Source organism: Burkholderia sp. BCC0405, from assembly GCF_902833075.1.
GTDB lineage: Bacteria > Pseudomonadota > Gammaproteobacteria > Burkholderiales > Burkholderiaceae > Burkholderia.
In genome coordinates, this window is record NZ_CADFEO010000008.1 from 304,785 (window position 1) to 330,549 (window position 25,765).

The following is a 25,765-nucleotide window of genomic DNA, read 5'->3' on the forward strand; positions in this document are numbered from 1 at the left end:
CCGCCTGCCGCCGGGGCGTGCGCGCCGCTCAGCGGCGGCGCAGCAGCGCGACGAAGAACAGGCTGCCGAACATCGCGGTCACGATTCCGATCGGCAGATCCTCCGGCGCCGCGAGCGTGCGAGCGGCCACATCGGCCCATACGAGCAGAATCGCACCGGTCAGCGCGGCCACCGGCAGCAGCCTGCCGTGCTCGGCGCCGACGACGCGACGGCACAGATGCGGCGTCACGAGCCCGACGAAGCCGATCGCCCCGCTCACCGCCACCATCGCGCCGGTCGCGAACGACGCGACGACGAACACCTCGCGCCGCATCCGCGCGCTCGGCACGCCGAGCGCAGCCGCGGCAGCATCGCCCGACATCAGCGCATTCAGTTCGCGCCGGCGCGCGTACAACGCGCCGCCGGCAAGCGCCGCGCATACGGCCGGCACCGGCAACAGATCCCAGCGCGCGAGCCCGACGCCGCCGAGCATCCAGAACAGCACCGACGACGCTGCGCGCTGGTCGCCGAGATACAGCAGCAGGTTGCCGAACGCCGCCATCATGAACGACACGGATACGCCGGCGAGCAGCAGCCGGTCCGATTCGAGCCGGCCACGCCGGTAAGCAAGCGCAACGACGCAAGCGGTCGCCGCGAGCGCGCCCGCGAACGCGGCAGCCGACAGCGTGAACGGGCCGAATGCCGCACCGGCCATCACGGTGACCGCGACGGCGCCGAGCATCGCGCCCGCGCTCACGCCGAGCAGGTGCGGATCGGCCAGGCGGTTCGCGGTCGCGGCCTGCAGCGCCACGCCGACCGCGGCCAGCGTCGCGCCGACGATCGCGGCCAGCAGCGCGCGCGGCATCCGGATCAGCCAGACGATGCTGTCGTCGCCCGCCCCCGCCGCGAACGCGCCGGTCTCGCCGAACGCCGACACGATGTGCGTGGCGACGATCCGCACCGCAGCCGGCATCGCAATCGGCGCCGGGCCGAACGCGGCCGACCCGACGATCGACACGACCAGCAGCAGCGCCAGCGCCGGCAGCACCACGCGCATGTGGGGCCGCGATGCAGGCACGCGCACGCTCATCGCGCCGGCCCGGCGAACGCGGCCGGATACAACGCGCGCGCCAACGTCTCGACGGCCGCGACGTTCTCGGGGCCCGGCGTCGCCGCGTCGTAAGGAATCACGACGAAGCGCCGGTCGCGGATCGCAGCCACGCGAGCGAGCGACGGCTGGCTCAGCAGGAACTGCTGCTTCTGCGCGGCCGTCACGGCCGAATAGTCGACGATCACGATCACCTGCGGATCGCGCGCGACCACGCTCTCCCAGCTCACCTGCGTCCAGCTGCGCGGCAGGTCGTCCATCACGTTGCGCGCGCCCGCCGCGGCCAGCAGCGCGGTCGGCATCGCGAGAGCGCCGGCCGTCATCGGCTTGTCGGTGCCGCTGTCGTACACGAACACGCGCAGCGGCTGCGGGCGCCCGATCGTACGCGACACCGCCGCGAGACGCGCGCGCATCGCGGCGACGACCTGCGCGGCGCGCGCGTCGACACCGAAGATCCGGCCGAGATTGTTCAGGTCGCGGAACACGTCGTCGAACGAGGCCGCCGACTGTTTCATCACGTGCGAGCACGATTCGGTCAGCTCGTAGGTACGGATGCCGAATGGCGCGAGCGTCGCGGGCGTCACCGGGCCGCCGACATGCATCCCGTAGTTCCAGCCCGCGAGATAGAAGTCGGCGCGCGCGGCCGCCAGCACCTCGAGCGACGGATACTGGCTTGCCAGTTCGGGCACGCCGCGCAGCGCATCGCGCACGCGCGCGGTGCCTGTCTTCCAGCCGCCGATCCCGGTGTAGCCGACGAGCCGGTCCTTCAGGCCGAGCACGAGCATCATCTCGGTCAGGTTCACGTCGTTGCTCACCGCACGCGTCGGCGCACGCTCGAACGTCACGTCGCGATCGCAACTGCGCACGGTGACGGGATAGGCCCCCGCATGAGCGGCCGCGCAGCCGAGCACGGTCGCGGCAACCAGCCGACGGGACAGGGATGACAAAGCGGAGGACAAGACAGGAAACGGCATGGCGGTCATTCCGGATGAAGCGGCGTGATGCGCGGCCGGCCCGTGACGGGATGGCGATCGACGAGCGCGGCGACGCCGAACACGTCGCGCAGCAGCGCTTCGGTCAGCACGTCGGCCGGCACGCCCGATGCGACGACCCTGCCGTGCGCGAGCACGTGGAGCCGGTCGCAATACGCGGCCGCGAGATTGAGGTCGTGAATCGTGGCGAGCGTCGCGATGCCGAGGCGTCGCACGCGCGCGAGCAGTTCGAGCTGATGGCGCAGGTCGAGATGGTTGGTCGGCTCGTCGAGCAGCAGCAATTCAGGCTGCTGCGCGAGCGCGCGGGCCAGCAGCGCGCGCTGCTTCTCGCCACCCGACAGCGACGCGAAGCGTTGCGCACGGCGCTCGACGAGGCCGACGTCGCGCAATGCGGATTCGACGATCCGGCAATCGTCCGCCGTCTCCGCATCGAACGGCCGCAGGTGCGGCGTGCGCCCCATGCCGACCAGTTCGTCGACCGTCAGCCCGAAATCGTCCGGCGTCTCCTGCTGCAGCACCGCGATGCGCTGCGCGACCGCGCGCGGCCGCATGCGCCACACGTCCTGCGCATCGAACGCGACGCGGCCGGCATCGGGCCGCGCGTAACGGAACACGCAGCGCAGCAGGCTCGTCTTGCCGCTGCCGTTCGGGCCGACCAGCCCGACGAACTCGCCTTCGGCCACGCTCAGCGTCACCGAATCGAGCACGGTGACCGCGCCGCCGGGAGACCAGCTCACGCGCTCGATATCGAGCATGTGCGCCACGGGAGGCTCGTCGCGCCGCATCAGAAGCGCATCGTCGCGACGAGCTCCGCCGACCGCGACGGGCCGAGCAGCCATTGCTCGCCGCCGTTCGACGTCGTCACCGCATACGTGCGGTTCGCGAGATTGCGCAGGTACAACGCCAGCTCGGTGCGCGACGTCGGCTGCCAGCGCAGCGATGCATCGAACACCGTGTAGGACGGCACCTGCACGCGGTTCGCGTCGTCGCCGTACGTCGCGCCGACATAGCGCACGCCCGCATTCGCCTGCCAGCGCTCGGCAAACGCCCAGCCGAGCCAGAGGTTCGCGGTCTGCTGCGGCACGTTGGCCGGCGCGTTGCCGGCCCGCGACACCGTTGCGCCGCCGGTCGTCTGGTTGAACGCGTCGTAGCGTGCACGCAGCAGCGCGACGTTCGCATCGACCGTCCAGCCGTGCGGCAGCCGCGCGCCGCCCGTCAGCTCGATGCCGCGCGACGATTGCCGGCCGACCTGCTGGCGTAGCGCCGGATTGAACGGATCGGTACTCAGCAGGTTGCGCTTCGTGATGTCGTACACGGCGAACGTCCAGTATGCGCGGCCGTCGAGCAGCGTCTGCTTGAGCCCGGCCTCCCACTGCTCGCCGGTCGCGAGCCGGTAGCTTGCCTGCGACGCGGACAGCGTCACGAGCGAGCCGAGGCCCTCCGCGCCCGTCGTGTACTGCGCATACGCGCTGAGCGTCGGCGCAACGTCGAACACGAAGCCCGTGCGCCAGCCGACATTCGCGAAACGCTTGTCGAAGCCCGCTCCGGTCGCCGCCTGCTCGCGACTGAACGCGATGTGGTCGTAGCGCAGGCCGCTCACCCACGCAAGCCGCGGCAGCACTTCGAGCCGGTTCTCGGCGAACACCGCGGCCTGCCGCGCCCGCGTGCTGAACTGCGGCACCGTCGGGTCGGGGCTCGTGAACACGCCGGGATCGAAGCCGTGCGCGGGCACCGTGGATTCACCGCCATACGGCGAATTGTTGGTGCCGCTGAACGTGATCTGGCTGAATTCCGTGCCGACGACGAAGCGGTTCGCACGGCCGAACAGCGTGCTGTCGAAGCGCGCGCTCAGCCGGTCGCCGATCTGCCGCTGATGGTGGCCGATGTCGAGATAGTCGCCCCGCGTGACGAGACCCGTCGCGGCATCGAGCGCATACGATTCGGCATTGCGCCAGTGGCGATTCGACGTCAGGTAGTAAAGCTGGTTGTCGATCGTCACGCCGGCCGTCGGCCGGTAGCGGGCCGACAGGCGCGTCCACTGGTCGTAGTAGGACATCGTCGCATCGGCGACGTTGTAGTTGAGCTTGCGCAGCGACGGATCGAGCACGCCGTTTGGCGCCGGCACGCCATAGTAGGTCGCCGGCATCTGGCGGCCGTAGTCGAAGTCGAGCGTCAGCGTGAGCTTCGGGCTCACGTCGAACTTCAGCGCGCCGCCAACGGCCGTCGTATGCGCATCGGCCCGCTCGGCGAGACCGTTCGCGCGCGCATCGCTCGCATAGAAGCGATACGACAGCTGCGAGCCGAGCGCACCCGTCGTATCGAACGCGACGCGCTTCGCGCCGTCGGGGCCCACACCGACCTGCAGCGTGGTCTCGCGCATGCGCTGCGGCCGCTTCGGCACGACGTTCACGACACCGCCGATCGCCCCTTCGCCGTACAGCACCGATGCCGGGCCGCGCAGCACCTCGATACGCTCGACCGACCACGTATCGAACGGGAACGTGATCGTGCCGGCGGCCGGCATCAGCCGCACGCCGTCCAGCAGCGTCATCACCGATTCCTGCCCGCTGAAGCCTCGCACGCTCAATGCGGTGCCGCCGTTGCCGGGCGCCATCGCGCTCGAGAACCCCGCGGTGCGCGTCACCGCGTCGAGCACCGTGCGATCGCCGCGCGCGTCGATCGTGGCGGCCGTGACCGTCTCGACGCTCGCGGGCGTGTCGAGGCTCGCGAGCCCGAGCCGCGAGCCCGTCTCGAGCGGCTGCGTCAGCGGGTCGGCCGGTGCGGCTTGCGCGCTGACGTTGATCGCCGGCAGCGCATGCCGCTCGTCCGGTGCGGGTGCGGCCGCTTCGCCGGCCATCGCGCCGGAGGTCGCCATCGCGCAACCCAGCAGGGTCGTGCAGCCGCGTGCGCGCCAAGCGCGAGCCTGCCGGCGCGGCGCGGCAGCGTGCCGCTCCCCGCGCGCCGGGTTGAATCTGGTGTTCGTCACGTCGTATCGATCTTCGGATGGAGTCGCCGCGCGCGGCCGCACCGGGTAGCCCGGGCGGGCGGCAACGCAAAACGTCAGATGATACAAAATATCAACCCGATTCGTCGGGAATTTGTCAGGTTGAGCCAACCGCCCTGCCGACGGGTGTCGCGCTACCGCCATCCGCCCGGCAAACCGGTTCGATGCCGAGTACGGCGTGTCGTTGAAGTACCGCGTGTTGCCGGGCGGCGAAAGCCGCCCGTTCGGCACCGTGTCGACGCCGAACGGATAGCGGATCTGCCCGTTCTCCGTCGCCGGCGCCGGAACCTGAATGTCCCAGGCGATCAGGAATGCCAACGACATCCGTCGCAATGCGAATTTCATGCCGTTTCCTGAGCGGATTGCTATCGTGTCACCGCCAGCCGGGCATCGCAGGCCCGGGGAGACGCCATGTCAAGCGCACGACAGCGGCGCAACAGACGACGCTCGGGGGATCCGTTCTTCGTGACATGGAGAAATGCACAACGGTGCAGCACCTGCCTGCGCTCAGCGGCCGACTTCCTTCCATTTGCGCGCGAGCCCGAGACGTTCGAACCGCTCGATCAGGAACTCGGTGAAGACGCGGATCTTCGCCGGCTGGTGACGGCGACTCTGGTACGCGATGTTGACGGTGAGCAGCGGCAGTTGCCAGTCGGTGAGCACCGGCACCAGCTTCCCCGCGACGATATCGTCGTGAATGATGTAGAGCGGCTGGATCAGGATGCCGAGCCCGGCAAGCGCCGCGGCGCGGATCACCTGCCCTTCGTTCGCATCGAGTACGCTCTTGATCGTGACCGACCGCTTCTTCGCGCCGTGGCGGAAATGCAGGACGTACGGGTCGTTCGCGAGGTTGTAGACCAGCAGCCGGTGGTCGCCCAGCGCATCGGGCGTCTCCGGCGCGCCGTGCTTCGCCAGATACCCGGGCGACGCGGCCAGCACGCGCCGCGTCTCGGCGAGCTTGCGCACGGTGATGCCCGAATCCGCTTCATGCTCGCGCGTGCGGATCGCCACGTCGATGCCGGCCTCGATGAAATCCGGATAGCGGTTCGCCGCGACGATCTGCACGTTCAGGTTCGGGTAGCGCCGGTGAAACTCCGGCAATGCGGGTGCGAGATAGATCGACGCGAACGATACCGACGCGGTCACGCGCAGCGTGCCGGCCGGGTTGACGCTCGCTTCGTTGACCGCCGCATCGGCCTCCGACAGTTCCATCAGGATCGCGACGCAGCGCCGGTGATATTCATGCCCGGCGTCGGTCAGCCACAGGCGCCGCGTGGTGCGCTCGACGAGCCGCGCCCCGAGCCGTTCCTCCAGCGCGTTCAGGCAGCGGCTCGCCGCCGCGCTCGACATCCCGAGCCGCTCGGCGGCCTTCGACAGGCTGCCCAGCTCGGCGACCTGCACGAAAAATTCGATCTGCGTCCACTTGTCCATGGGTTCGATTCTTCCACCTGGCGGAGAACAAAACTCCTCCCCACCCTCTTTTTTACGATTCAAGGAAGAATTAATGTTACGTCTGCGCGCCATCCAACGACATCAGGAGACACCCCCTATGCGCAATCTCGACGAAGACACCATTACGCAGGCGGTGATCGCGTCGCTCGCCGGCTGTCGCGACGAGCGGTTGCGCACGGTCATGACCAGCCTCGTCCAGCACCTGCATTCGTTTGCGCGGGAGACGAAGCTCACCGAGGCCGAATGGCAAGCCGCGATCGGCTTCCTGACCGCCGTCGGCCACATCACCGACGACAAGCGTCAGGAGTTCATCCTGCTTTCCGACGTGCTCGGGCTGTCGACCCTCGTCACCGCGCAGAATCACGCGAAGCCGGCTGGCTGTACCGAAGCGACCGTATTCGGCCCGTTCTACGTCGAAGGCAGCCGCGACTTCGGTATGTTCGACGACATCGCGAACGGCGCATGCGGCGAACCCTGTTTCGTGTCGGGCCACGTGCGCGGCATCGACGGCATGCCGATCGCGCACGCGTCGCTGGAAGTCTGGCAAGCCGACGAGGACGGGCACTACGACGTGCAGCTGCCGGCCGACGACGGCTCGGTCACGCACCGCGCGCGCGGCCGGCTGCGCACCGGCGCCGACGGCCGTTACGCATTCCGCTCGATCCTCGCCGAGCCGTATCCGATTCCGCACGACGGCCCCGTCGGCGCGATGCTCGACGCGCTCGGCCGTCATCCGTGGCGCCCCGCGCACCTGCACTTCATGATCGAGGCGCGCGGCTACGAAACGCTGATCACGCACGTGTTCCGCGACGGCGACCGCTATCTCGACTCCGATGCGGTGTTCGGCGTACGGTCGACGCTCATTGCCGACTGGGTCCGGCACGCGCCCGGCATCGCGCCGGACGGATCGCGCATGGACACGCCGTTCTACACGCTCGACTACGACTTCGTGCTCAATCCTGCGGCGCGCGCCGCATGATCCGCCACGTCTCGGGCAGGTCGTCAACGAGGACGATCCGCGCAAGCACGCGCGCCATGCGCGTGCTCGTCGACGTGCCGTCCGGCGATGCGACGCTCAGCCGCCGATCTTGAACGTCGGCAACTGCTGCCCGAGCCGCGCGCCCATTTCCGCGCCCAGCGCCTGCAGCGCGTTGAACGGCCGGATCATGACCTCGAATTCGACGATTCGCCCTTCGTCGTCGAAACGGATCATGTCGATCCCCGTCAGCGCCTTGTCGCCGACGGCCGCGCTGAATTCCAGCACCACGCTCTTGCCGTCGCCGGTAACGAACTGCCGGTGATAGGTGAAATCCTCGAGGATCGTGATGACCGTGCGCAGCGCCAGCAACAGCGCGGGCGCCGGCCCGTAGGGCTTGAACGCCATCGGCGAACGGAACACGGCGTCCGGATGGACGATCGATTCCAGTGCGCCAAAATCCTTGCGTTCGATCATCGCATGCCACTTGTCGAGCGATTGCGCGACAGCGGGTTGAAGATGCAGCGGTGCGTTCGTCATCGAAGACTCCAATATCGTCGGGCGGAAAAAAGCGAATCAGTCTCAAGCCTCAGAGGGCGGCGGCAAGCGTCGTACCCTGGTGAATCGCGCGCTTCGCATCGAGTTCGGCCGCGTCGTACGCGCCGCCGATCACGTGCACCTTGCGCCCGGCCGCCTCCAGTTGCGCCGCCAGTTCGCGCAACGGTTCCTGTCCCGCGCAGATCACGACGTTGTCCACCGGCAGCGTCTGTTCGACGCCGTCGATCGTCACGTGGAATCCCTCGTCGTCGATCCGGCCGTAGGTCACCGCCGACGACATCCCGACACCGCGCGCCTTCAGCGCCGTGCGGTGGATCCATCCGGTGGTCTTGCCGAGCCCGTCGCCGACCTTCGACGCCTTGCGCTGCAGCAGATGGATGTGTCGCGCCGCCGGTTCGGGCTGCGCACGGCGCAAGCCGCCTGCGTTCGCATACGACGGATCGACACCCCACTCGGCGAAGAAGCGGTCCGGGCCGCCCTGTTCACCGTCTTCGCGATGAACGAGATATTCCGCAATGTCGAAGCCGATGCCGCCGGCGCCGACGATCGCGACGCTGCGGCCCACGGCCTTGTCGTCGCGCAACACGTCGAGGTAGCCGAGCGTCTTCGCATGCCCGACGCCATCGATCGGCGGCGTGCGCGGCACGATGCCCGTCGCGATCACGATTTCGTCGAATTCGCCTTGCAGCAGCATCTCGGCGGTCGCCCGCGTATTGACGTGGAGCGTCACGCCGCGCAGTGCGATCTGGCGGCGGAAATAGCGCAGCGTCTCGTTGAACTCTTCCTTGCCGGGCACCTTCTTCGCGATGTTGAACTGGCCGCCGATCTCGGCGCCGGCTTCGTACAGCGTCACCGCATGACCGCGCTCGGCCGCGGTCACCGCGAAGCCGAGGCCCGCCGGCCCGGCGCCGACCACGGCGATCCGCTTGCGCTGCTGCGCGGGGCGAATCACGAGCTCGGTTTCATGGCACGCGCGCGGATTCACGAGGCACGACGTGATCCTGCCGCTGAACGTATGGTCGAGGCAGGCCTGGTTGCAGCCGATGCACGTGTTGATTTCGTCCGCGCGCCCTTCCCGCGCCTTGCGGACGAATTCGGCATCGGCGAGCAACGGCCGCGCCATCGACACCATGTCGCAATAACCGTCGGCCAGCAGCTGCTCCGCGACTTCCGGCGTGTTGATCCGGTTGGTCGCGACGAGCGGGATGCCGACCTTGCCCATCAACTGCCGCGTGACCCATGCGTAAGCGGCGCGCGGCACCTTCGTCGCGATGGTCGGAATGCGCGCCTCGTGCCAGCCGATACCCGTATTGATGATCGTTGCCCCGGCCGCTTCGATCGCCTGCGCGAGCCGGATCACTTCGTCGAGCGTCGAGCCGCCTTCGACGAGATCGAGCATCGACAGCCGGTAGATCAGGATGAAGTTCGTGCCGACCCGCTCGCGCACGCGCCGCACGATCTCGACCGGGAAACGGATACGGTTCTCGTAGGCACCGCCCCATGCGTCGTCGCGGTGGTTCGTGCGAGCGGCGATGAATTCGTTGATCAGGTAGCCCTCCGACCCCATGATCTCGACGCCGTCGTAACCCGCATGCTGCGCGAGCGCCGCGCATCGCACGAAATCGGCGATCGTCTCGTCGACTTCGTCGCTGCTCAGCGCATGTGGCGTGAACGGGTTGATCGGCGCCTTCAGCGCGCTCGGTGCGGCGAGCGCCGGGTGATACGCATAGCGCCCGAAGTGCAGGATCTGCAGCGCGATCTTGCCGCCCTCCGCGTGCACCGCGTGCGTCACGACACGATGGCGCTCGGCCTCCGCTTCGGTCGTCAGCATCGCGCCGCCCGGCGCCGGACGGCCCCGTTCGTTCGGCGCGAATCCGCCCGTCACGATCAGGCCGGCCTCGCCGCGCGCGCGCTCCGCATAGAACGCCGCCATCCGCTCGAAGCCGTTCGGCGCTTCCTCGAGGCCCACGTGCATCGACCCCATCAGTACACGGTTCCTGAGCGACGTGAAGCCGAGCTCGAGCGGGGTCGTCAGATGCGGATAGCGCTGTGTCATCGGGGGCTTCCCATTTTTATGCAACAAGTTGCACAAATGTTAGTCGACCGCTTTTGTTTATGCAACCCGTTGCATAAACGCATCCGTCATCTTGTACCGTGATCCCGATATGGCAAGATGCGGTTCATTCTGCGGCCTCCTCCGACCCGACATGTCCCTGCCCCACGCACTCCTCACCGCCCTCGCCGAACGCCCCGGTTCGGGCTCCGAACTCGCCGACCGCTTCGATCGCTCGATCGGCTATTTCTGGCAGGCGACGCACCAGCAGATCTATCGCGAGCTGGGGCGCCTCGAAGAAACGGGCTGGATCGAATCGCTGCCGGCCGAATCGGGGCGCGGCCGCAAGCGCACGTACCGGATCCTGCCGGCCGGCAAGAAGGAGTTGCGGCGCTGGATCGCCGAACAGGAGGATCCGACGCCGCTGCGCGAAGCGCTGATGGTGCGTCTGCGCGCGGAAGCGGTGCTCGGCCCGGCCGGCCTCGAAGACGAAATCAGGCGGCGCATCGCGCTGCACCAGGAGAAGCTCGACCTGTATCTGCAGATCGAGGCGCGCGATTTCCCGGAAGACACCGATTCGCGCACGAAGCGTCTTCAGCACCTGGTGCTGCAGGCCGGCATCGCGAACGAGCGGTTCTGGGTCGAGTTCTCGCAGCAGGCGCTCGACGTGCTGCGCTCGCCGAAAGACTGACCGGCTGACGGAGGAAAGGACGATGACGCAGAAAACCGTGCTCTGCCACGGCGATTCGAACACGCACGGCACAGGCCCGATGACGCGTGCCGGCATACTCGAGCGGTTTGCGCGCGAAGAGCGCTGGACCCGCGTGCCGGCGGGTCATTGAAGAAGGGTTGCCTGACACGCGCGAGCACTGCGCCACAACCACGCGGCGTCCACCGGCACGCCGCGTGCGCAAAGCCGTCACGCGTCCGGCAGAATCACCACCTTGCCCTTCACCTGCCGGTTCGCCATCCGCGCGATCGCATCGGCCGCACCTGCCAGTGACACACGCTCGGTGATCGCGGGCCGCACCTTGCCGGCCGCGAACCACTCGGCAAGCAAGCGCATGTTCGCGACATGCTGCTTCGGATCGCGGCGCACGGCATCGCCCCAGAACACGCCCAGAATGTCGCGCTCCTTGAGCAGCGCCAAGTTCAGCGCGATCTTCGGTATCTCGCCGGCCGCGAAACCGACCACGAGGAACCGGCCGCGCCAGGCAGTCGCGCGCAACGCCGCCTCGCTGTAGGCGCCGCCCACCGGATCGTAGACGACGTCCGCACCGCGCCCGCCGGTCAGTTCGTCCACACGGCGGCGCAGGTCTTCGGTCGCGTAGTCGATCGTCTCGTCAGCGCCCGCCTCACGACACAACGCCAGCTTGTCCGCGCTCGACGCCGCCGCGATCACGCGCGCGCCGAGCGCCTTCGCGATCTCGATCGCGGCGAGCCCGACCCCGCCCGCCGCGCCCAGCACCAGCAAGGTCTCGCCCTGTTGCAGCCGCGCGCGCTGCTGCAATGCGTGCAGCGACGTGCCATACGCGAGCACAAGCGCCGCGCCCTGCTCGAACGTCATGCCCGGCGGCAGCGCGGCAATCTGGTGCACGTCAGCCACGCACTGCTGCGCGAACCCGCCGTGCCCGGTGAACGCAACCACCGAATCGCCCGGCCGCCACGCGGTCACGCCTTCACCCACCGCGTCGATCACGCCGGCGAATTCCGCGCCCGGCGAAAACGGCAGCGCCGGCTTCACCTGGTACAACCCCTGGACGATCAGCGCGTCGGGGAAATTGAGCGATGCGGCCTTCACCTGAACCCGGACCTGGCCCGCGGCCGGCTCGGGAGTCGCCACGTCCTCGATGCGCAAGCTGTCGATCGGGCCGAATGCGGTACACAACAGGGCTTTCATGCGCTTCTCTCTCCTTGTGCGGCGTGGCCGCGCATTGGGTCAGCCTGCGGGGCACGCCCGCACGACCGGTTCACGACGCATACGCGACAGCCGACGGAATCGGCATCCGCGACATCGTCTGCATTCCGGAATGTCGATGAAGCAATGATCAGAACCACGCGTCGCGCATGTCGAGCGTCGTCGTATCGACGCTCGCGAGCAGATCGAGCTGCGCATCCACTTTCGGCACTTCCCATTTGAAGAAATAACGGGCGGCCGCACGCTTGCCGTCGTGGAAATCGTCGGCTTGCCCGTGCGCGGCGAGCGTCACGTCGAGCCACAGCCATGCGACGACGAGATGGCCGAACGCTTCCAGATAGACGCTCGCATTCGCGAGCCGCACCTGCGGATCGCCGATCGCGCCGAGTTGCCGCGTGACCTCGACCAGCCGCGCCCAGCGCCGCGCCAGCACGTCGGCGTGCTCGCGCAGGCCGGCATCGAGCGTGCGCGCACGTTCGATGGTCGTGCCGATCCGCGCATCCAGTGCGCGCAGCAATGCGCCATCGTCCTGCGCGACCTTGCGGCCCAGCAGGTCGAGCGCCTGGATCCCGTGCGTGCCTTCGTGAATCGGGTTGAGCCGATTGTCGCGATAAAGCCGCTCGACCGCGTAATCGCGCGTGTAGCCATAGCCGCCGTGCACCTGGATCGCGAGGTCGTTCGCCGCAAGGCACCACTGCGACGGCCAGCTTTTCGCGATCGGCGTCAGGATGTCGAGCAGGCGCGCGGCCTCGGCGCGCACGGCCGCGTCGTCGTGCGCGCGTGCTTCATCGACTAGCTTCGCGCAGTACAGGATCAGCGCGAGACCGCCTTCGACATAAGCCTTCTGCGCGAGCAGCATGCGCCGCACGTCCGGATGCTCGACGATCGGCGCCTGCGGCGCGGCGGCATCCTTGCCCGCCGGCCCGAGCGGGCGCCCTTGCGGCCGGTTGCGCGCGTAGTCGAGCGCGTGCAGGTAACCCGTGTAGCCGAGCGCCACCGCGCCCGCGCCGACACCGATGCGCGCCTCGCTCATCATGTGGAACATGTACGCCAGACCGTGGTTCGGCTGGCCGACCAGATAGCCGATCGCACCTGCCCGCCCTCCCGGGCGATAGCGCGTGCCTTCGCCGAAGTTCAGCAGGCAGTTGGTGGTGCCGCGGTAGCCCATCTTGTGGTTCAGCCCGGCGAGCACCACGTCGTTGTGCTCGCCCTGCGCCGCGCCGTCGCTGCCCGGCAGGTACTTGGGCACGATGAACAGCGAGATGCCGCGCGTGCCGGGCGGCAGCCGGCCATGTTCGTCGGGAATCTTCGCGAGCACGAGGTGAACGATGTTCTCCGTCAGCTCGTGCTCGCCGCCCGAGATCCACATCTTGTTGCCGGTCAGCCGGTAGCGCGGGCCGAGCGGCGAATCGCCTTCGAAATCCGCACGCGTCGCGATGTCGGATAGCGACGAACCGGCTTGCGGCTCGGACAGGCACATGGTGCCGAGGTAGCGCCCTTCCAGTTCCGGGCGCGCGAACGCGTCGATCTGCGCGGGGCTGCCGTGCGCGACGAGCAGGTTCGCGTTGGCGACGGTCAGGAACGGATAGGCGGCCGTCGCGATGTTCGCGGCCTGGAAGTACAGGAACGACGCGGCTTCGACCAGCTTCGGCAAGCGCATGCCGCCGAGCGCTTCGTCATGGCCCGCGGCGATCAGCCCGGCGTCCGCAAAGGCGCGCACGGCCGGTTCGACGTCCGGGATCAACGTCACGCGCTCGCCGTCGAACCGCGGCTCCTCGCGATCGCCACGCGCCGCATGCGGCGCGAACAGGTCTTCGGCAATCCGCTCGCTGGTGTCGAGCACCGCGTCGAACGTCTCGCGACTGTGCTCGGCGTAATGTGGCAGCGCGACGAGCGCTTCCGCGTCGAGCCAGTCATACAGCAGGAACGCGAGATCGCGTCGCGACATCAACAAGCTCATCGTGCTGCCTCCCGGGGCCGGCTTCGTCAGCCGAATGAAGGGTTCCGTGACTGCAGGTGCTGCCGGGAATTTAGCACGGTCGTTCTAAACCGACAACGACAGATGCGCTAGTTCGCGTACCCGGGATTGCGCCGATCGAGCCGGCGCAGCAAGCCGGGCCAGACGAGCGCCCCGGCGCCCATCCCGCGCGTCACCGCGGCGATCTGCTGCTTGATGCCGTCGAGAATCGGTTGCGCGATCAGCAGCAGCGCCGAGCCGCCCGCCTGCGCACGGACCTGGATCATGCAGGCCGCTTCGAAGAAGTACATCGCGACGAACGCGTCTGCCGGCGTCGCGCCAACGGTCAGCAGGCCGTGGTTGCGCAACATCAGGTGCGTGTTGGCGCCGAGGTCGTGCACGAGGCGCGCCTTCTCGCCCTCGTCGAGCGCAATGCCCTCGTAGTCGTGATAACCGAGCGACGCCAGCACGCCGAGCGACTGCTGCGACAGCGGCAGCAAGCCGCCTTCCTGCGCCGACACGGCGACGCCGTTGATCGAGTGCGTATGCATCACGCACAGCGCGTCGTCGCGGGCCGCATGCACCGCGCTGTGGATGGTGAAGCCGGCCGGGTTGATCTCGTAGGGTGATTCGGACACCTTGCGTCCGTCGAGATCCACCTTGACCAGCGACGATGCCGTGATCTCGTCGAACATCATGCCGTACGGGTTGATCAGGAAGTGGTGCTCCGGGCCGGGGACGCGCGCGGAAATATGGGTGAACACGAGATCGTCCCAGCCGAACAGCGCGGTGAGGCGATAAGCCGCCGCCAGGTTGACTCGCGCATCCCATTCGGTGGGGGAAACTGCCTGCTTCACGCTGACATCGGATGAGGCCACGTCGACACTCCTTGTTCATGGATGGATGCGTACCGGGCCGCACGATGCGGCCCGGCGTGGGGATGGTGTCACCCCGCCCGGCGCTTCGCGAGCTGATCGGCGACCGGCAGGCTGCGAATGCGCGTGCCGGTCGCCGCGAAGATCGCATTGGTCAGCGCCGGCGCGACGGGCGGCAAACCCGGCTCGCCCACGCCGCCGAGCGGCGTCGCAAAATCGTCCGGCGCGACGAGATGCACGCGGATTTCACGCGGCGCTTCGTTCATTCTCAGCACCTGGAAGCCGTTGAAGTTGCTCTGCTCCGGATGGCCGTCCTTGAAGGTGATCTCCCCGTGCAGCGCGATCCCGAGCCCCATCACCACCGCGCCCTCGAGCTGCGAGCGTACCCGCTCCGGATTGACCTGCGGCCCGCAGTCGATCGCGATGTCGACCCGCGGCACCGTGATCTTGCCGTCGGCATCGACCTGCACCTCGCACACCGCCGCCGTGTACGACACGAAGCTGCGATGCGCGGCGATCCCGAGCCCGTGCCCCTTCGGCAGCGCGCGCCCCCAGCCTGCTCCGCGCGCGACCGTCTCGACCACGCGCCGCAGCCGCCCGGTATCGACCGGATACAGCGCCGGATCCTCGCCGTAGTTCACGTTCCTCACCGCGATGTGCGGCTCGAATCGCCGCGCGGGACCGATCAGTTCGAGCAGGAAATCCTTCGGGTCGCGGCCGGCCGCATGCGCCAGCTCCGACACGAAGCTCTGGATGCCGAACGCATGCGGGATGTTGTAGACCGAACGGAACCAGCCGATTCGCGTATGCGCTTGCGCGGCCGGATTCTCGATCCGCACGTTCGGAATCGCGAACGGCAGGTCGGCAATCCCCTGCGCGAGCTCGCCCGGCTGCTCGTGTACGACGCCGGCCCGGAACGTCGACTGGATCGACGGCGCGACCGTGCGATGCTGCCACGCGACCACGTTCCCCGACGCATCGAGCCCGCCATCGAACGCCTCGAGCGACACCGCGTGGAAATAGTCGTGCGCGATGTCGTCCTCACGCGTGAACGTCAGCTTGACGGGCGCGCCGGCCGCCTTCGACAGCAGCGCCGCCTCCACCACGTAGTCGGGCTTCGACTTGCGGCCGAAACCGCCGCCGAGCAGCGTCACGTTGACCGTCACGCGCTCCGTCGGCAACCCGAGCGCTTTCGCGACCTCGTCGCGCGTGGTCTGTGGCGCCTGCGTGCAGGTCCACACTTCGCAGCGGCCGTCGGCCACGCGCGCGACGGCCGCGGGCGGCTCCATCGTCGCGTGCGCGAGATGCGGGATGTAGTACGTCGCACGCACGCGCTTCGCGGCGCCGGCCAGCGCGGCCGCCGCGTCGCCGTCGTTGCGGATCACGTCGCCCGGTTGCGCGGCAGCCGCTTCGAGCGTCTTGCGATACTCGGCCGAATCGTAGTTCGCGTGGGGCCCGCGCTTCCAGTCGATCTTCAGTTGCGCGCGCGCCTGGATCGCCGTCCACGTATCGCGGGCGACGACCGCCACGCCGCCGAGCGGCTGGAAACCGGACGGCAGCGGTGTCGGCGCGAGCTGCACGACCTTGACCACGCCCGGCAGCTTCTCTGCCGCCGATGCGTCGAACGACGCAACCGTGTCACCGTAGGCCGGCGGTCGCGCGACGACTGCATACAGCATGCCGTCGAGCCGCGTGTCGATCCCGTAGTGCGCGCGACCGCCGACGATGTCGCGCCCGTCGATCAGCGCCGTTTCGCCCTTGCCGATATAGCGGAATTCGGCCGGCGCCTTCAGCACCACCGTTGCCGGATCCGGCGCCGGCAGCGCGGCTGCTTTCGCCGCTAGTTCGCCGAAGCCGAGCGTGCGCCCGCTCTTCGTGTCGACGACCTCATGCACCATCGCCTTGACCTGATGCGTATCGACGCCCCACACCGCGGCAGCCGCCTGTTCGAGCATCGTGCGCGCAGCCGCGCCCGCGCGGCGCAGCGCGGCGAAGCTCTGGCGCAGGCTGCGCGATCCGTCGGTGTTCTGGTTGCCATAGCGCGGCTCGTCGCCGACGGCCTGCGCGACCTTCACGCGCGCCCAGTCCGCGCCCAGTTCGTCCGCCACCACGAGCGCGACGCTCGTGCGCACGCCCTGCCCCATCTCGGAACGGATACAGGTCACGGTGACCGTGCCGTCCGGCGCGATCGCGACGAACAGGTGCGGATCGTCGCGCAACCCGTGCGGCATCCCCGCGCCGCCATACTGCGGATTCGCGCTGACGGGCGGCTGCACCGGCACGGCTGCGCGCGCGAGCGACGGCACGCCGAACGCGAGCAGCAGCCCGCCGGATGCGAAGCCGAGCAGCAGCGCACGGCGGCTTTCGTTATGGACGGAGAGTTCGGACGCACTCATGCGGCACCTCCGCGGCGAACGGCCAGGCGGATGGCCGCGCGAATGCGCGTATAGGTGCCGCAGCGGCAGATGTTCCCGGACATCGCGTCGTCGATGTCGGCGTCGGTCGGATGGGGATTCGTTTTCAGCAGCGACGCGGCCTGCATGATCTGCCCGGACTGGCAGTAGCCGCACTGCGCGACGTTCAGTTCCTGCCAGGCCTGCTGCAGCGGATGGTCGAGGGCCGTCGACAGTCCCTCGATCGTCGTCACGCGCTTGCCGGAAGCCGCTGCGACCGGCGTGATGCACGACCGGATCGCAACGCCGTCGAGGTGCACGGTGCATGCACCGCACAGTGCCATGCCGCAGCCGAACTTGGTGCCGGTGTGGCCGAGGACATCGCGCAGATACCAGAGCAACGGCATATCGGGATTGCCGTCGAAGTGCTGCTCGCTACCGTTGACGCTCAGCGTGATCATCGTTCACCTCCTGGTCGAGGCGCCCGCATCGCACCACGGGTGCCGGGTGGGGATTCAAACGACAGCGGGTGCGTGCTGCTGCGCCGGCCCGTGCCGTCTTGTCGACTGCTCCGCCGGCAGGACCAGCGGTCAATGCGTGGTTATCGGTGCGACTGGCTGGGGAGGGCAATCGGGCATGCGATCCGGATCGACAGCGGACACGCACCAGCCCGGATTCTGCTCCATGCCAACCGTCATTCAGGCAACGCGACCATGTCGGGACGGCCAGAAACGGCGCCCCGGATCGCGGCGCCTGCGTGCCATGTTCGGCCCCGGCGGTTTCGACGTCGCTCGGGGGAACCGGAATCGTATGCGGAATGGCCCGGGCTTCAACTCTACCTGATGTGCGGCAGTTTTGCGCCGCCGGTGCATATCGGCACGGGCGAGGCAAACCGCGGAGAGGTTGAAAGGGAATCGATGACGCATGACGTCTGTCATGCGAGTGGAGCCGACCGACGCGCCGGTCCAGGCGAGCGATGGGAGCGCGACGCTGCCGCGAACCAACGCGCCGACGGTTCGCGGCAGTGTTTCGTTACATCGAGACCACGTCCACACCGGTCTTCTTGTGGTCCTTGACGCGCTCGATCGTGATCGTGGCCTGCTTCATCAGGCCGCCGTGCGAATCGAGCGCCGGGCATCCCGCTCGCACGGCATGCGGGTGCCCCGCCACGCTCACGGCGATCTCAACGCCTGCAACCCCAGCGTGAGCGCGTTGAACGGCATCTCCGACGCCCCCATCGAAAAGCTCGTCGCCTTCGTGGGCGCCCCCGGATTGCGCATCAGCGCATGCACGATCCTCTCGCTCGCGTGACCGTCTCCGTATGGATTGCTCGCGCGCGCCATTTCCCCGTACGCGCTCTCGCTGTCGAACAGCCGCGACGCCTCCCACACGATCCGCTCCTGATCGGTGCCGACGAGCCGTGCGGTACCGGCCTGGATCGCTTCGGGCCGCTCCGTCGTCTCGCGCGTCACCAGAACCGGCTTGCCCAGCGCCGGCCCTTCTTCCTGAATGCCGCCGGAATCGGTGATGATGAAATGCGCGCGCGACATCAGGAATACGAACGACAGATATTCTTGCGGCTCGATCAGGTAGATGTTCGGCACGTGGCCGAGCCGTGCGCGCGCCGGCTTCCGCACGTTCGGATTCATGTGCAGCGGATAGACGAACTGCGCATCGGGATAGCGGTTCGCGAGCGTGCGTAGCGCGTCGCAGAAATTCTGGAACGGCTCGCCGAAACTTTCGCGGCGATGCCCGGTGATCAGCACCACGCGCCGCGACGGCTCGAGAAACGGAAACTGTCCGGCGACCTTCTCCGACAGCGCCGCAGTGCAGTCCAGCATGCGCTTGACCTCGTGCAGCGCATCGATCACGGTATTGCCGGTCAGCACGACCGCCCCGCCCGGTACGCCCTCGCTGAGCAGGTTGTCGCGGGCCTGACCGGTCGGCGCGAAATGCCACGACGACACCGCATCGGTCACGCGGCGGTTCAACTCCTCCGGCCAGGGCGACCAGATGTCGCCGCTACGCAAGCCGGCCTCCACGTGCCCGACCGGCAAATAGCGGTAGAACGCCGCGAGACTGACCGCGAGCGTGGTCGTCGTATCGCCGTGTACCAGCACGACGTCCGGACGCAATTCGTCGAACACGATGCCGATTGCCTGCAGAATGCCGGTCGTCACGTCGGTCAGCGTCTGACTTTGGCGCATCACGTTGAGATCGTAATCGGGCTTGATGTCGAACAGCGTCAGCACCTGATCGAGCATTTCACGGTGCTGCGCGGTCACGCATACCCTGGCGTCGACATCCGCTCGTGCCTTCAATGCACGCACCAGCGGCGCCATCTTGATGGCCTCCGGCCGAGTCCCGAACACAAGCAAAATCTTTTTCATCGTTATCCTCGTTGAGCCATTTCGCGCTGAATGACCCTGCTCGTGGCGCGAAGCATGAATTCAAGCGGCGCCTTCCGTACTCGTCACGATCGACACATTGCGGTGTCGCGGAGCGAGCGCGCCGCCCGATTCGCACGGTCTACGCTACGCGAATCGTCGTACTACCGGCGTCCTGTTACGCTTGATCGGTCACGTCATGAGTCCTTCCTCGCTTGGCCAGGCGCCACGTCTTTTCGTCACGCCTGTTCCTCTACAGCAATATTCAAACCAGCCGCCCTGTGACCGTGTCCGGTTCGCACTGCGTGCACTGCGCACACGCGGCGCGCGACGGAATGTTTCACAACTGCTACGCGCGTCGCAGCGCCGGTCAAGCGCGACACCGGCAAACATCGGGACAATCGCCCGGCCCCTTCGACAACGTCGTCCGACGAATCCCGAACTCATGTCGAGCGTCCATTGCGCATCGGATCTCTCGCATCTGTCGAAGCGCGTTGCGCTTCCTTGATCCGCCGCTTTTGTCTGTGCAGCCGGCGGCGCGGTCGATCGCCTGGCCACGGTCATGCGCGAGGAATTAACTCCACAGGCAACGTCATTCACGTCGCACGAATCAACGGGCGGGAAATGTTGCGAATGTGTAACGCGGGTCCGAAACGAGGGTGTTGCATCGAAGTCCGGCTCATGCAACGCACGCGCCTCTTGGAATGCACCGGCGTTCCGGCCGATGCACACGCAACGAACGACGCGGTGCGCATCGCCGTGCAGGGTCGTGCCGCCAAGGCGGCACAGGTTCGGCAGACGATTCGCACGACGCACGACGCGCGGGCTGCGACGTCGATCGAGTGCGGGCATTCGGCCTGCGCGCGCTGATTCTTCGATGAATCAAAATTCACCGCCTTCGTTCGCGCCACGCGCCCGCCCTCCCCCCCGCCCCTTGCTGCGCGCGGCATCGCGGCCGATGGCTCATGCCTTGCTTAATGACAGTCAGGTGTGCCCCGAAGCACTCGTCCGGCAGCGGACCAACGGGGACGCCCAGGCAACGAGGCCGGGAGGAAACGCGACGCGTCCGCCTGGAGCGAAAGACCAGCGCTCCCGCGCGCCGACCGTGCCGACGTGCCTTGTTGAAGTACGCGCGATCCACGAACCTGGTTCCGGCTCCGAAGTAAGGAACCGGCCCGTGAACGCCAATAGCGTTACCAGCCTCGGGTTCAACCGCGCCACGGTGAACCGAGCCGCAACGTCGACACGCTCGCCGGGTGCGACGCGGCCAACGCCGCGCCCGGCGACAATTGCACTGGACCGCCGCGCAGGAGCCCAAGACCATGAACCGGCCCGCGCTTTGCCCGACCGGACGCTCTCGCGTCGCGGCCACCGTCGCGCTGTGTCGCCGGTGGCATGTCGCCTGCTGTCTCGCCGCGTGCGGCTTCGCGCTGCACGCGAGCGCCGCCGAACTCCGCCTCGACGACCTGTACCAACGCGCCGACGGTGCGATCACCGTGCGCCTGAACGGCGTGGGCATCGACCCGTATTTCGCGGCGAAGGCGCTGCTCGCCGCGTCCGACGCGCAACTCGACGCCCGTCAGGCTGCACGCGCGTGGATCGCATGGTTGCTGCCGCGCCAGCGCCCGGATGGCGGCTTCGATCGCTACTGCGCGAGGAACGGCCGCTACCGCGCATGCGCCGGCGCGGAAACCGACGACGCGATGATGGCGACCTGGATCGAACTGCTCGCCCGCTTCGCGCCGCACGACGGCTTGCCTGCCGCGTGGGAACTCAGCCTGAACCGCGCCGGCGTGCATCTGGACACGCTGCTCGACAAGCCCTCCGGCGTCTATCAGATCTCGTCGTCGCAGCACGTCGCATTGCTGATGGACAACGTCGAAGTACACAGCGCGTTCCAGGCCCTCGCGGCGTACTACGTCCGCCGCGCCGACTACACGCATGCGGGGCCGTGGAGCCAGCGCGCCGACCGGCTGGCATCCGCGATCCTGAAGGTCTTCTGGCGCGGCGCCGAATCCGGCTTTCGCGCCAGCACGCAGCAGGTCAGCGATACGAGTTTCTATCCGGCGAAGATCGCGCAGATCCTCCCGCTCCTGTCCGGTATTCAGGTACCCGAACAATCCAGCGAGACGATCTATGCGCAGTGGATGCGAAAGTACGGCAAGAGCTGGCCGCAACTCGCCGACACGGACTATCCGTGGAGCTTGATCGCGCTGGTCGCGCTCAAGATGAACGATTGGGGCACGGTTGCCTGCTGGAAAGCACGGTCGGGCCCATATCGGCACGGCGCGCACTGGAACGTACTGGAGGAGTCGCTTTATCTGGCATTCGAAAGCCGGATGGCCGACCCCGTCATACCCGCTCGATGCGGATTCACGACGGCGGCGGCAACGGCAACCGCATCGCGCTGACGCAACGGTGCGTGCGGTCCACGATGACTAACAGGGAGGTGACGTGTCATGTGTGGCATCGTCGGCGCGGTCGCGCAACGGGACATCGTCCCGGTTCTGATTGAAGGTTTGCGTCGCCTCGAGTATCGCGGCTACGATTCATGCGGCGTGGCGACGGTCGTGAACGGCCAGGCGCGTCGCGAGCGCAGCGTGTCGCGCGTCGCCGATCTCGACGCGCACGTGCGCACCGCCGGCCTGACCGGCAGCACCGGCATCGCGCACACGCGCTGGGCGACGCACGGCGCGCCGGCCACCTGCAACGCGCATCCGATCTTCTCGCGAGACGAAATCGCGCTCGTGCACAACGGCATCATTGAAAACCACGAAACGTTGCGCAAGCAACTTTCCGACGCGCACTACGAATTCGATGGCCAGACCGACACCGAGGTCGTCGCGCACCTGATCCACAGCAAGTATCGAGGCGACCTGCTCGCCGCCGTGCGCGCAGCAACGTCGCAGCTTCACGGCGCGTACGCAATCGCGGTGTTCAGCAAGCACGAGCCCCAGCGGCTGATCGGCGCAAAGGCCGGCTCGCCGCTCGTCGTCGGTATAAAGGACGGCGAATGCTTTCTCGCCTCCGACGCGCTCGCGCTCGCCGGCATCACCGACCGCTTCATCTTTCTCGAGGAAGGCGACATCGTCGAGCTGACGCCGGGCGGCGTGCGCGTGCTCGATCGCAGCGGCGCCCCCGTCGAGCGCGCGGTACAAACCATTTCCTCCGCGCAGGCCGCGGTCGAACTCGGGCCGTACCGGCATTTCATGCAGAAGGAGATTTTCGAGCAGCCGCAGGCCGTGGCCGCGACCATCCCGGATGCAGGGCTGTTCGATCCGGCCGTATTCGGCCCGGACGCCGCGCGGGCGTTCGCGCAGATCGACAACGTGCTGATTCTCGCGTGCGGCACGAGTCACTATTCCGGCCTGACCGCGCGCCGCTGGCTCGAAACGATCGCGCGCGTGCCCGCGCAGGTCGAGATCGCGAGCGAATACCGTTACAGCGACGCGCTCGCGACGCCGAATACGCTGGTGGTGAGCGTGTCGCAATCCGGCGAGACCGCCGACACGCTCGCCGCGTTGAAGTACGCGCAGGCGCTCGGCCATATCGACACGCTGGCGATCTGCAACGTGCCGACCAGCGCGATGATGCGGCAGACCGGCCTGCGCTTCCTGACGCGGGCCGGCCCGGAAATCGGTGTCGCGTCGACCAAGGCGTTCACGACGCAGCTCGTCGCGCTGTTCATTCTCGCCGTCACGCTCGGCCGGCTGCGCGGCTACGTCGACGATGCGCAGCTCGCGCGCTATACGATGCAACTGCGGCGGCTGCCCGGCGCGCTGGAAGATGTGCTCGGGCTCGAACCGCAGATCGAGCGCTGGGCGGCGGAATTCTCGCAGCACGAGAATGCGCTGTTTCTCGGGCGCGGGCTGCACTACCCGATCGCGCTCGAAGGTGCGCTGAAGCTGAAGGAGATTTCGTATATCCACGCGGAGGCGTATCCCGCGGGCGAGTTGAAGCACGGGCCGCTGGCGCTCGTGACGCACACGATGCCCGTCGCGACGATCGCGCCGAACGATGCGCTGCTCGAGAAGCTGAAGTCGAACATGCAGGAAGTGCGCGCGCGCGGCGGGCAGCTTTACGTGTTCGCCGATGCCGATACGCGGATCGACAACAGCGAAGGCGTGTCGGTGCTGCGGATGCCAGATTACTACGGGTTGTTGTCGCCGATCCTGCATGTCGTGCCGTTGCAGCTGCTCGCGTATCACGCGGCGTGTTTGCGCGGCGCGGATATCGACAAGCCGAGGAATCTGGCGAAATCGGTGACGGTGGAGTGAGGGGGTTGCCTGAACCGGGGCGGACTGGTGAAGGTTTTCGAGGGATGTAGCTGGCCCGCCCTACACGATTCGAACCCTTATATTTGGTGTTTTGCCCTTGGATCGTCCTGTAGCCTTAACCATCAATGTCGTCTAATACGCAATCAGTTGCATATTAGACGCCGTTCAGCATATCTCTCTAGTTAGGAGGGGGGCCTGGGGGAGGATTTGCAGTTGGTCTGGAGGCAGGGCAACAACGAAGGACGTGGACCTATCCGTGATTTCGTGGGCGAGGCATATCATGAGGTGTAAAAGTCATGGATATGCCAATGAAGAAGAAACGGCAAACCGTAGCGCGTCAGGCAGCGGCCCGAGGGCCGCTGCCTGAACTGTCCTAGGAACTGCTGGACCAGTTGGTCAAGGGGCCGATGACGCCGGCCGAGGTGCAGGATCTGATGCTGGCGTTCAACAAGGCGGTCATCGAACGGGCGATGGGCGCCGAGATGAATCAGCATCTGGGCTACGCGCCTTGCCAGCCCAAGCCGCCCGGTCAGGCCAACGAGCGCAACGGCGCCAGCGGCAAGACGGTTATCACCGATCGTGGTCCGGTCCGGGTCGACGTGCCTCGTGACCGTGACGGCAGCTTCGAGCCGATCCTGATTCCCAAGCACGAGCGTCGCTTCACCGGCTTCGACGAACGCATCATCGCGATGTACGCCCGCGGCATGAGCGTGCGCGAGATTCAGGGATTCCTGGCCGAGCACTATGGCACCGAGGTCTCGCCCGACTTCATCAGCTCGGTCACCGACGAGGTGATGGCCGAGGCCCTGAGCTGGCAGAACCGTCCGCTTGAGCCGAAGCCGGTAGTCCACGCATCTCACCCAAGCGCTGTAAAACCTGTTTCACGCGAAGTCCGGGCAACGATGTGTCGACCTCGATAACAAGGCATTCACGCGTATAGTCGTCGACCACGTTCAGGCATCGAAACCGCCGACCATAGGCCAGCCCGTCGGAAACGAAGTCCATCGACCAACTCTGATTCGGGCCTGTTGGCGACGGCAGCGGCGTGCGCTCGACAGCCGCAATACGCTTGCGTCGCCGCTTGCGCACGCTCAGCCCCGCCTTGCTGTACTGGCGCCAAACGCGTTTGTGATTCGTCAGCCAACCCGCACGCCGCAACAACACGTGAATACGGCGATAGCCGTAGCGCCGCTTTTGCGCCACAATAGCCATCATCCGCTCGGTTAGCGCCGCGTCCTCACTGCTGCGGCGTGATTCGTAGCGAAACAGCGACCGCGAAATCCCCACCAGCCCGCAGGCACGGGTAACACCCATGGCGCGTTCGGTCATCAATATCCGGACCGCTTCGCGCTTGGCCTGCGGGCTTGCTACTTTCGAACCAGTAGGTCCTTCAGCGCGGCGTTGTCAAGCATCGATTCGGCCAGCAGGCGATTGAGCTTGTTATTCTCCTGCTCCAGTTCCTTCAGGCGCTGCGCTTCGGAGACAGTCATCCCGCCGAACTTCGCTTTCCAGTTGTAGTAGGTCGCTTCCGATATGCCGTACTTGCGGCACAGCTCCGCCGGCTTCAGGCCAGCCTCAGCTTCCTTCAAGATGCCGATGATTTGTTCTTCGGTGAATCGCTTTTTCATTGCCGTTCCTCTCTGGAACGGACTCTACACCGCTACCGTACCAAACGCGGGGAGCAGGTCAAAAGGCCATTGAAGCAACAGCACCGCACTATCGACGAGGTCGGGATCTGTCACTGGAGTTGACCCTGTAATCCCGGACACAGCGTCACACTAAGGTTGCTGAATCCATTGCGCGACGGAACGCTCTTGGCGAGCGATATTTCAACGC

The 25,765-nt window shown here is 67.3% G+C and carries 20 protein-coding genes and 1 pseudogene; 6 read left to right on the plus strand and 15 right to left on the minus strand.

Annotated features, from left to right (window positions below):
* Positions 1–28 precede the first annotated feature (28 nt).
* The 5 genes from HWX36_RS16340 to HWX36_RS16360 all read right to left on the minus strand — a co-directional run bounded on the left by HWX36_RS16340 (position 29) and on the right by HWX36_RS16360 (position 6,514).
* Positions 29–1,069 (minus strand): iron ABC transporter permease, encoded by a 1,041-nt coding sequence (locus tag HWX36_RS16340; RefSeq protein ID WP_175953075.1) that lies wholly within the window; start codon positions 1,067–1,069, stop codon positions 29–31.
* Positions 1,066–2,070: an ABC transporter substrate-binding protein gene (locus HWX36_RS16345; RefSeq protein ID WP_175953076.1), complete on the minus strand. Its 1,005-nt coding sequence runs from the start codon at positions 2,068–2,070 to the stop codon at positions 1,066–1,068. The genes HWX36_RS16340 and HWX36_RS16345 overlap by 4 nt, the downstream gene beginning before the upstream one ends.
* Positions 2,067–2,864 carry an ABC transporter ATP-binding protein gene (locus tag HWX36_RS16350; protein WP_175953105.1) on the minus strand — a complete coding sequence of 266 codons (798 nt, stop codon included), beginning with the start codon at positions 2,862–2,864 and terminating at the stop codon, positions 2,067–2,069. The genes HWX36_RS16345 and HWX36_RS16350 overlap by 4 nt, the downstream gene beginning before the upstream one ends.
* Entirely contained in the window at positions 2,864–4,954 is a 2,091-nt protein-coding gene (locus tag HWX36_RS16355; protein WP_175953104.1) for a TonB-dependent receptor, read from the minus strand. The genes HWX36_RS16350 and HWX36_RS16355 overlap by 1 nt, the downstream gene beginning before the upstream one ends.
* A gap of 636 nt (positions 4,955–5,590) precedes the next feature.
* A complete protein-coding gene (locus tag HWX36_RS16360; RefSeq protein WP_175953077.1) occupies positions 5,591–6,514 on the minus strand; it encodes a LysR family transcriptional regulator in 924 nt (307 codons plus the stop codon).
* A 118-nt stretch (positions 6,515–6,632) separates the two neighbouring features.
* On the opposite strand from HWX36_RS16360, the gene HWX36_RS16365 reads away from it, so the two are divergent.
* On the plus strand, positions 6,633–7,514 hold the full coding sequence (locus tag HWX36_RS16365; RefSeq protein ID WP_175953078.1) for an intradiol ring-cleavage dioxygenase: 882 nt from the start codon (positions 6,633–6,635) through the stop codon (positions 7,512–7,514).
* Positions 7,515–7,610: 96 nt separating this feature from the next.
* Here HWX36_RS16365 and HWX36_RS16370 read toward each other — a convergent pair whose 3' ends face one another.
* On the minus strand, positions 7,611–8,051 hold the full coding sequence (locus HWX36_RS16370; protein ID WP_175953079.1) for a nuclear transport factor 2 family protein: 441 nt from the start codon (positions 8,049–8,051) through the stop codon (positions 7,611–7,613).
* A 49-nt stretch (positions 8,052–8,100) separates the two neighbouring features.
* Positions 8,101–10,125: an NADPH-dependent 2,4-dienoyl-CoA reductase gene (locus tag HWX36_RS16375; protein ID WP_175953080.1), complete on the minus strand. Its 2,025-nt coding sequence runs from the start codon at positions 10,123–10,125 to the stop codon at positions 8,101–8,103.
* A 151-nt stretch (positions 10,126–10,276) separates the two neighbouring features.
* On the opposite strand from HWX36_RS16375, the gene HWX36_RS16380 reads away from it, so the two are divergent.
* Both HWX36_RS16380 and HWX36_RS37635 read left to right on the plus strand, forming a co-directional pair.
* Positions 10,277–10,813, plus strand: coding sequence for a PadR family transcriptional regulator (locus HWX36_RS16380; protein WP_175953081.1), 537 nt, complete (start codon positions 10,277–10,279; stop codon positions 10,811–10,813).
* A 22-nt stretch (positions 10,814–10,835) separates the two neighbouring features.
* Complete coding sequence (locus HWX36_RS37635) at positions 10,836–10,964, plus strand: hypothetical protein (protein ID WP_264165985.1); 129 nt, start codon at positions 10,836–10,838, stop codon at positions 10,962–10,964.
* A gap of 77 nt (positions 10,965–11,041) precedes the next feature.
* On the opposite strand, the gene HWX36_RS16390 is transcribed toward HWX36_RS37635, so the two are convergent.
* The 7 genes from HWX36_RS16390 to wecB form a co-directional block, all read right to left on the minus strand.
* Positions 11,042–12,022, minus strand: a complete 981-nt coding sequence (locus HWX36_RS16390) for an NADPH:quinone oxidoreductase family protein (RefSeq protein WP_175953082.1) — start codon at positions 12,020–12,022, stop codon at positions 11,042–11,044.
* A gap of 148 nt (positions 12,023–12,170) precedes the next feature.
* Positions 12,171–14,000, minus strand: coding sequence for an acyl-CoA dehydrogenase (locus tag HWX36_RS16395; RefSeq protein ID WP_175953083.1), 1,830 nt, complete (start codon positions 13,998–14,000; stop codon positions 12,171–12,173).
* A gap of 107 nt (positions 14,001–14,107) precedes the next feature.
* Positions 14,108–14,875: a class II aldolase/adducin family protein gene (locus HWX36_RS16400; RefSeq protein WP_175953084.1), complete on the minus strand. Its 768-nt coding sequence runs from the start codon at positions 14,873–14,875 to the stop codon at positions 14,108–14,110.
* Positions 14,876–14,943: 68 nt separating this feature from the next.
* A complete protein-coding gene (locus HWX36_RS16405) occupies positions 14,944–17,268 on the minus strand; it encodes a molybdopterin cofactor-binding domain-containing protein (protein ID WP_175953085.1) in 2,325 nt (774 codons plus the stop codon).
* Complete coding sequence (locus tag HWX36_RS16410) at positions 17,265–17,726, minus strand: (2Fe-2S)-binding protein (RefSeq protein WP_175953086.1); 462 nt, start codon at positions 17,724–17,726, stop codon at positions 17,265–17,267. The genes HWX36_RS16405 and HWX36_RS16410 overlap by 4 nt, the downstream gene beginning before the upstream one ends.
* 571 nt (positions 17,727–18,297) lie before the next feature.
* Positions 18,298–18,441: a hypothetical protein gene (locus HWX36_RS16415; RefSeq protein WP_175953087.1), complete on the minus strand. Its 144-nt coding sequence runs from the start codon at positions 18,439–18,441 to the stop codon at positions 18,298–18,300.
* Positions 18,438–19,655 carry a UDP-N-acetylglucosamine 2-epimerase (non-hydrolyzing) gene (gene wecB / locus HWX36_RS16420; protein ID WP_175953088.1) on the minus strand — a complete coding sequence of 406 codons (1,218 nt, stop codon included), beginning with the start codon at positions 19,653–19,655 and terminating at the stop codon, positions 18,438–18,440. The genes HWX36_RS16415 and wecB overlap by 4 nt, the downstream gene beginning before the upstream one ends.
* Positions 19,656–20,974: 1,319 nt before the next feature.
* On the opposite strand from wecB, the gene HWX36_RS16425 reads away from it, so the two are divergent.
* The 3 genes and pseudogenes from HWX36_RS16425 to HWX36_RS16435 form a co-directional block, all read left to right on the plus strand.
* Positions 20,975–22,063, plus strand: a complete 1,089-nt coding sequence (locus HWX36_RS16425; protein WP_175953089.1) for a hypothetical protein — start codon at positions 20,975–20,977, stop codon at positions 22,061–22,063.
* A 48-nt stretch (positions 22,064–22,111) separates the two neighbouring features.
* Positions 22,112–23,929 (plus strand): glutamine--fructose-6-phosphate transaminase (isomerizing), encoded by a 1,818-nt coding sequence (gene glmS / locus HWX36_RS16430; RefSeq protein WP_175953090.1) that lies wholly within the window; start codon positions 22,112–22,114, stop codon positions 23,927–23,929.
* Between the two features lie 380 nt (positions 23,930–24,309).
* Positions 24,310–24,777, plus strand: a pseudogene (locus tag HWX36_RS16435) (transposase); the annotation flags it as partial.
* 519 nt (positions 24,778–25,296) lie between these two features.
* Here HWX36_RS16435 and HWX36_RS16445 read toward each other — a convergent pair.
* A complete protein-coding gene (locus HWX36_RS16445) occupies positions 25,297–25,557 on the minus strand; it encodes a transposase (protein ID WP_175953092.1) in 261 nt (86 codons plus the stop codon).
* Between the last annotated feature and the right edge of the window lie 208 nt (positions 25,558–25,765).

Excerpts from the sequence above, each read along its gene's own strand:
- HWX36_RS16340 (WP_175953075.1), bottom strand. The coding sequence starts at position 1,069 with ATGAGCGTGCGCGTGCCTGCATCGCGGCCCCACATGCGCGTGGTGCTG.
- HWX36_RS16345 (WP_175953076.1), bottom strand. The coding sequence starts at position 2,070 with ATGACCGCCATGCCGTTTCCTGTCTTGTCCTCCGCTTTGTCATCCCTG.
- HWX36_RS16350 (WP_175953105.1), bottom strand. The coding sequence starts at position 2,864 with ATGCGGCGCGACGAGCCTCCCGTGGCGCACATGCTCGATATCGAGCGC.
- HWX36_RS16355 (WP_175953104.1), bottom strand. The coding sequence starts at position 4,954 with ATGGCGACCTCCGGCGCGATGGCCGGCGAAGCGGCCGCACCCGCACCG.
- HWX36_RS16360 (WP_175953077.1), bottom strand. The coding sequence starts at position 6,514 with ATGGACAAGTGGACGCAGATCGAATTTTTCGTGCAGGTCGCCGAGCTG.
- HWX36_RS16365 (WP_175953078.1), top strand. The coding sequence starts at position 6,633 with ATGCGCAATCTCGACGAAGACACCATTACGCAGGCGGTGATCGCGTCG.
- HWX36_RS16370 (WP_175953079.1), bottom strand. The coding sequence starts at position 8,051 with ATGACGAACGCACCGCTGCATCTTCAACCCGCTGTCGCGCAATCGCTC.
- HWX36_RS16375 (WP_175953080.1), bottom strand. The coding sequence starts at position 10,125 with ATGACACAGCGCTATCCGCATCTGACGACCCCGCTCGAGCTCGGCTTC.
- HWX36_RS16380 (WP_175953081.1), top strand. The coding sequence starts at position 10,277 with ATGTCCCTGCCCCACGCACTCCTCACCGCCCTCGCCGAACGCCCCGGT.
- HWX36_RS37635 (WP_264165985.1), top strand. The coding sequence starts at position 10,836 with ATGACGCAGAAAACCGTGCTCTGCCACGGCGATTCGAACACGCACGGC.
- HWX36_RS16390 (WP_175953082.1), bottom strand. The coding sequence starts at position 12,022 with ATGAAAGCCCTGTTGTGTACCGCATTCGGCCCGATCGACAGCTTGCGC.
- HWX36_RS16395 (WP_175953083.1), bottom strand. The coding sequence starts at position 14,000 with ATGAGCTTGTTGATGTCGCGACGCGATCTCGCGTTCCTGCTGTATGAC.
- HWX36_RS16405 (WP_175953085.1), bottom strand. The coding sequence starts at position 17,268 with ATGAGTGCGTCCGAACTCTCCGTCCATAACGAAAGCCGCCGTGCGCTG.
- HWX36_RS16410 (WP_175953086.1), bottom strand. The coding sequence starts at position 17,726 with ATGATCACGCTGAGCGTCAACGGTAGCGAGCAGCACTTCGACGGCAAT.
- wecB (WP_175953088.1), bottom strand. The coding sequence starts at position 19,655 with ATGAAAAAGATTTTGCTTGTGTTCGGGACTCGGCCGGAGGCCATCAAG.
- HWX36_RS16425 (WP_175953089.1), top strand. The coding sequence starts at position 20,975 with ATGAACCGGCCCGCGCTTTGCCCGACCGGACGCTCTCGCGTCGCGGCC.
- glmS (WP_175953090.1), top strand. The coding sequence starts at position 22,112 with ATGTGTGGCATCGTCGGCGCGGTCGCGCAACGGGACATCGTCCCGGTT.
- HWX36_RS16445 (WP_175953092.1), bottom strand. The coding sequence starts at position 25,557 with ATGAAAAAGCGATTCACCGAAGAACAAATCATCGGCATCTTGAAGGAA.